We start from the raw sequence: 5,950 nt of genomic DNA, 5'->3' as shown, positions 1-5,950 counted from the left end.
TCCACTCCTGCTCGGGTCATGTCCACGAGCTGCGTGGTGTTGACAAATGCGGCATTCTCCGATTTGGCCAACTCGATGAACCTCTTCAGGGCATCCAGATAATCACCGTTTCCCGATATGGATGTGGTCAGGCTTATCACCAGGGGCTCGTCCTGGCCCTTGATCTCATTGAACTTGGCGGCAAGAGCATCATACCACTCATCGGCCCCCAGACCCATATCCCTAAAGTAGCTGTCCTGAAGAGGCATCAAACCGTCAGATACCGTATAGCTGCTTGTTGGCACAGCATAGAAATCGTGGCCTTCAACCGGATAGGGCCAGACATCGTCCTCATGGCCGGGAGCATAAATGATCCCTGCCTGGAAGCCGGCATTATACTCGATGCCCAGATCGTCCAGTGCCTTGTAGGTGTCCTCGTTCTGATCAAAGGACAACGGCTTGTATCCCCGAATGGGCTTTTCGTTCTTGCCGCATACATGAGCCGCACTCGCATAACTATAGGAGCTCTCAAGTATTGCCCGCTGTTCCTTATATGGCATTGTGCTCAATTTTTCATCCGAATGATTTCCCGCCATGCCAAACTCGATATTCCCATAAAGGCCCAGCTGGGTTAGATACAAAACCAGACTGGATGCGGAAACGTCCTGGGTCAAGAACATGGTTGATGGTATTTTATCCTTGATCATCGAGTTGTACACGTTGGCGATATTGTCCCTGTCGTCTGCCGATTGCTCCTCTGTAGGAGTTGCGGATCCGCTCACATCGATCATCAGATTGACGACTTGCGAGCTCTCCTGCTGCGACATCCCCTCGGGAACGGCAGCCAAAATACATAGGCTCCGGTGACAGTTCTGGAGAAAGATTAATTGATCGATCCTCTCGTTCTTTTACGCTAGATTATATTTTTTCATTATGGTGATTTCTTCTTTGATAGCCACATTAATGGCATCTATAAGGACTGCATTGGTTGCTTCAACTGAGCTATTAATCTTGTTATCTGCGGGAGGTAATTTCATATTTCCATATGCGTCAAAGCTGCCCTTCCTTAAGCCCAAATGCGATATATTATTTCTATATTCGGTCTTTACGTGGTTCTCTAGAAAATTATTTAAGCTTTTGCCAATAAACCTTTTGAAAAATATTCTAGTAAGATCATTATCCGGTATCGTAATGGATGGCCTTTTGAAGCTTAAATCTTGCTTCAATTTCATCACGTTTTCATTTTGTATTTCTCTTAAACGCTCGCTTATTCTAAAAAGACATAATAATCTATAGTATGGATTGCATGAGTTAATTGCTTCTCTATAAAGCGTTAGACAAGGACGCAATACTTGCGGAATGTAATTGACAGTAATTATGTCATCCACATCAAGCTCAACTGGCATGTATGGCATTGTTGTATAAGATCGCTGCATTCGCCCTTTTTTTGTCAAAACCTCTATACGTTGTATTTGAATTGGTATTCTTTTTCGGAGGCATATCGCATCAAGAATTCCAATAAACGTCTTATGAGCAATATCGAGAGCGGAATCTATATTATCTTCGGGTATTGTCATAACGATGCTTCGAAGCAAGCCTTCTATGCTCTTCAACTCTACAGTGGCCTGGTGCAAATCGGCATTAACATCAGGATAACGATACTCAAACGAGATTTCATTTAATCGATGGTCGCAATGCTCATGGAAAAGCAAATGGGAAAAACCTTCCCAGGGGTTAACGTGGTGTTCAGTATCATTAAAATATATAAGGAACTCGGAAGCCAAAAAACATTTGACAACAAAGGGTCCCTTATATGTGCCAACATCATCAAAATCGATAGTAACTGTAGAGCCCTGAAATTTTAGTGGCAGATCGGAAATCCCAACTGTTCTGTCGTCGACTTTTTTAAAATGATCTTTTATACCCAGAGGGCTATATTTCATGGAGCAAGAATTTAATTAGCTGATTTATACTTTTTTTGGTAATTTGAAACTTAGGTAGTTTGCGGGTCCTCTTTGTCGACCAGTGCCCATTATCGCTAAATCTAGCATAAACACCGTCTCCAGAACAAACCATCGGAATAGGAATTCTCTTTACGAAGAGTTAAATCCATTGCCGTCCATTAATATATCGTACTGGTGGGATTAGAGGTGGCGGAAGAGAGCAAGAGGCCCAAGTCGCCGAATAGGGGAATGGAGCATAACATACATGGGATGCATGGCACGGCCAAAGGCCATAAGACGGATGATGCAGGCGAAATGCATGAGAATCACCAAATGGGCATGGCCCGGCATCCGGACAAATCCAGCAAGAGACACCGTGGCAGACATGAAGGCCATAAAACCGAGGATTTTAAAAGACGATTCATAATTTCTCTGATTATAACGATACCAATCCTGCTCCTCTCTTCTTTTATCCAGGAATTATTCCGGTTCGAATTGCAGTTTCCGGGCTCCCTTTATGTGGTGTTCCTGCTCTCATCATTGGTTTATTTTTATGGTGGCTATCCCTTTCTGAAAGGATTTTTCAAAGAAGTCAAGGATAAAAATATAGGGATGATGACTCTCATCGCCACCGCCATAAGTGCAGCTTATTTTTACAGTTCGGCGGTCGTCTTTGGCCTTATGGGCGAGACCTTCTTCTGGGAGCTGGCCACGCTGATCGATATCATGCTTTTTGGCCACTGGATTGAGATGCGTTCAATCCTCGGAGCTTCCCGAGCCTTAGAGGAGCTGGTCAAGATCATGCCCTCGGAAGCCCACTTGATAAAAGATGGCCAGACGGTGGAGGTCAAGGTCGAATCTCTTAAGCCGGGAGACCGAGTCCTGGTCAAACCCGGGGAGAAGATACCCATCGACGGAACGGTGATCGAGGGAGAGACAAGCGTAAATGAGTCCATGCTCACAGGCGAATCCAGGCCGGTCAGGAAAAGAGCGGGAGACGACGTGATAGGCGGGTCCATCAATGGCGAGGGCTCGATATCGATAGAAGTTAAGAAGATCGGATCCGAGACCTACCTCAGTCAGATCATCGAGCTTGTCAGGCAGGCTCAGGAGAGCAAATCCAGGACTCAGGACCTGGCAGACAATGCCGCTCGATGGCTTACCATAATATCTCTGAGCGTCGGAGCTATCACATTTGCCGCCTGGCTCAACTTCAGCAAAGACTCGGCTTTTGCCATTGAGAGAGCAGTCACAGTGATGGTCATATCCTGTCCCCATGCTCTGGGGCTGGCAGTTCCTCTTGTGGTTGCAGTCTCAACCTCACTGGCTGCGAAATCAGGTCTATTGATCCGGGATAGATCCGCTTTTGAGAGGGCCAGAGACATCCAGGCGGTGGTATTCGACAAGACGGGGACTCTGACCGAAGGCCGATTTGGGGTCACCGATATCATACCACTTGCCGGCCTGAATGAGACCGAGGTTTTGAGAATGGCCGCATCTCTGGAAGCAAACTCGGAGCACTCCATAGCAGCAGGAATTGCAGAAGGCTCAAAAGAAATGGGCATTGATCTCATTCCCATCCAGGGATTTAAGTCAATTCCCGGAAAAGGGATTGAAGGTCAGATTCAGGGAAGGAGCTGGATGGTGGCAAGCCCAGGTTACCTGAGAGAGAACAACATCAAGCTAGATGATGATAGAGTGAACAGGCTGGCGGAGCAGGGGAAGACAGTCGTCTTTTTACTGGAAGAGGATCGGCTTGTCGGGGCCGTAGCCCTGGCCGATGTGATAAGAAAAGAATCCAGAGAGGCAATCGAAGAGCTCAGGTCGATGAACATCAACTGCATGATGCTCACCGGAGACAATCGATTCGTCGCCCGATGGGTGGCGGAGGATCTGGGCTTGGACGACTTTTTTGCAGAAGTATTGCCCCATGAAAAGGCTCAGGCCATAAGGAATGTTCAGAGGGAATACATTGTGGCTATGGTTGGAGACGGGGTGAATGATGCACCTGCCCTGGCGCAGGCTGATGTGGGGATTGCCATCGGAGCGGGCACTGATGTAGCCATTGAATCGGCGGACATAGTGCTGGTCAGGAACGATCCCAGGGATATGGCAAATATCATCCGCCTGTCGAAAAGGACTTACAGCAAGATGTTCCAGAACCTGATATGGGCAACGGGCTATAACGCACTGGCCATCCCTCTGGCCGCAGGCGTCCTCTACGGCTATGACATAATTCTCAGTCCCGCCATCGGGGCTATTCTCATGAGCGCCAGCACGGTGATAGTAGCTATAAATGCGAGGCGGCTGGAAATGTAACATGAGCTGGATTTGCCATGCTCGAACATCTTTTGGGCTCTTCGGTGAATTATGTGGGTCAGGCCCGGCAGCGGTTATAGTCTCTGTTCCTCTGCGCCTCTGTGGTTGGGTCAGAGCATAGCAGCTCACCACAGAGTCACTGAGACACAGAGAATTTGCGATTCAAGTTCACCCATTTTAAATAGTGAGGAGCCATCTTTTGGATCGATTCGGTCTGACCCATTGCAGCACCCCAAAGCTATCGAATCATCACCTTTCCTAAGGTTACCAAAAACAGCGCCAAGAGCAGCCAGCCCAATATCATCTCCAGCATCACATAGTACCTGTGCCTGCCCACGGGCAGAAAGTCGATGGGGCCCTGGGAGAGGAAGATCATGGTGCTGAAAAAGAGTGCATTTCGCAATGTAGCCCGCTCGGGGATGCTGTCTTTCTCCACCGGCCCGCTCAGGGGTTTGGACGAGCGACGGATGCCGTCCCCTATCCAGAAGACCAGGCCGAAGATCAGAATAGTAACCAAAGACCATACCACGGCATAGCTTGGCCGCACTCCATAGCCGCAGGAGAGCCAGGCCAGGATATCTATGATCTTTGACCAGCCCCAGCCCTTGCTGGCCTGATCGAGCTTTCGATACTGGTAGTAGCAGTCGTCCTCATCTTCCAGCCAGCCCAGCCGGCGGTAGTTCTCCACCAGGGCCAGGTATGCTCCCGGCTGCCAGGCCACATGATCCTGGATCTCCTTCCAGTGAGCCCGGAAGAGGTTGATCTCAGTATCGTTTAGGATGATGCGGGAGCCCTCTTTTAGCTCTGCCTCGTCGAAGAGCAGAGAGGTGATGGATCCGGATTTGAAGTTGAGGTCGCCATCGAACCGGGTATCCTGGAAGGTTACGATGTCCTCGAACCTGGCCAGGCCGAAGAGGGCCAGGTCCTGAAAGTGGGCACCGGAGAAGTAGGCGGCATCGGAAAATCTGGCCAGGCCGAAGCCCGCCTCATCGGCGAATACCGCCCCGCCAAATGAGGTGAGGCCGGAAAAACGAGCCATGCCAAACTGGGCTGGACCGGAGAATAGGACATCTCCGAAATAGGGCTCATTCAGGCGGGAGCGGATGAAGTTGGCCTGGCCGGAGAATGTGGCAGCAGAGAAGTCCGAGGTAGCGGAAAGGTCGACATCGGAGAAGAAGGCATCTTCTGAGAACTCTGCTGCTGCGAAGTAGGAATAGGAATCGAAATCGGAGTAGTTGAAGTCCACCCTCCCCAGAAAGCGGACGTCATGGAAGGAGGCATCCAGGCCGAAGGCGGTATCCTCAAAGCTCAAATCGTTCTCAAACAGCGCTCCACCGAAGAGCGCCGGCTGATAGAAGGTGCAGCCTGCGAAGCTGGCCTGGCGGAAAGAGGTATTGGCAAAGTCCGCCCGGCCCAGGAATGTGGCCCCCTGGAAGCTGGCATTGCCAAAGGAGCTTCCCCAGAAGAAGGCATCCTCTGCAAATGTAATTCCCTCAAAGGAGGCGTCGGGGATGGTGCAGTTGAAAAGTGCGAATGCTGCCGGGATCTGTGCTCCGGGCAATGTGGATAGATCGAGATCGCCGGTGATGGCAATGCCATCGTAATGGACCGGCTGCCCAGCCGCAATCTGGGATAGGATCTTCTGGGCGGGCAGAGACTGCTGGGCGCCGCCCAGGGATACCAATGCCATCGCCAGAACAATGGCGAAT

4 protein-coding genes are annotated in these 5,950 nt (G+C 49.9%); 1 reads left to right on the top strand and 3 read right to left on the bottom strand.

What is annotated here, in order from left to right; all coding sequences use genetic code 11:
• Both BP822_RS11430 and mauJ read right to left on the bottom strand, forming a co-directional pair.
• On the bottom strand, positions 1–827 hold an 827-nt coding region (locus tag BP822_RS11430), incomplete at its 3' end, for a hypothetical protein (RefSeq protein WP_286878323.1).
• Between the two features lie 60 nt (positions 828–887).
• Positions 888–1,922, bottom strand: a complete 1,035-nt coding sequence (mauJ, locus tag BP822_RS11425) for a methylamine utilization protein MauJ (RefSeq protein WP_013719086.1) — start codon at positions 1,920–1,922, stop codon at positions 888–890.
• A 249-nt stretch (positions 1,923–2,171) separates the two neighbouring features.
• Here mauJ and BP822_RS11420 point away from each other — a divergent pair, with 249 nt between their 5' ends.
• The gene (locus BP822_RS11420; protein ID WP_083804673.1) at positions 2,172–4,241 is read left to right on the top strand and encodes a heavy metal translocating P-type ATPase; all 2,070 of its coding nucleotides are present in this window, start codon (positions 2,172–2,174) and stop codon (positions 4,239–4,241) included.
• Positions 4,242–4,479: 238 nt separating this feature from the next.
• On the opposite strand, the gene BP822_RS11415 is transcribed toward BP822_RS11420, so the two are convergent.
• Positions 4,480–5,950 (bottom strand): pentapeptide repeat-containing protein (locus tag BP822_RS11415; protein WP_276619262.1); only part of this gene is annotated, 1,471 nt, incomplete at its 5' end.

The organism is Methanosaeta sp. UBA458, assembly GCF_002496085.1.
GTDB lineage: Archaea > Halobacteriota > Methanosarcinia > Methanotrichales > Methanotrichaceae > Methanothrix > Methanothrix soehngenii.
Note: the sequence above shows the minus strand (reverse complement) of the source record. Positions and strands in the feature narration are given on the sequence as shown.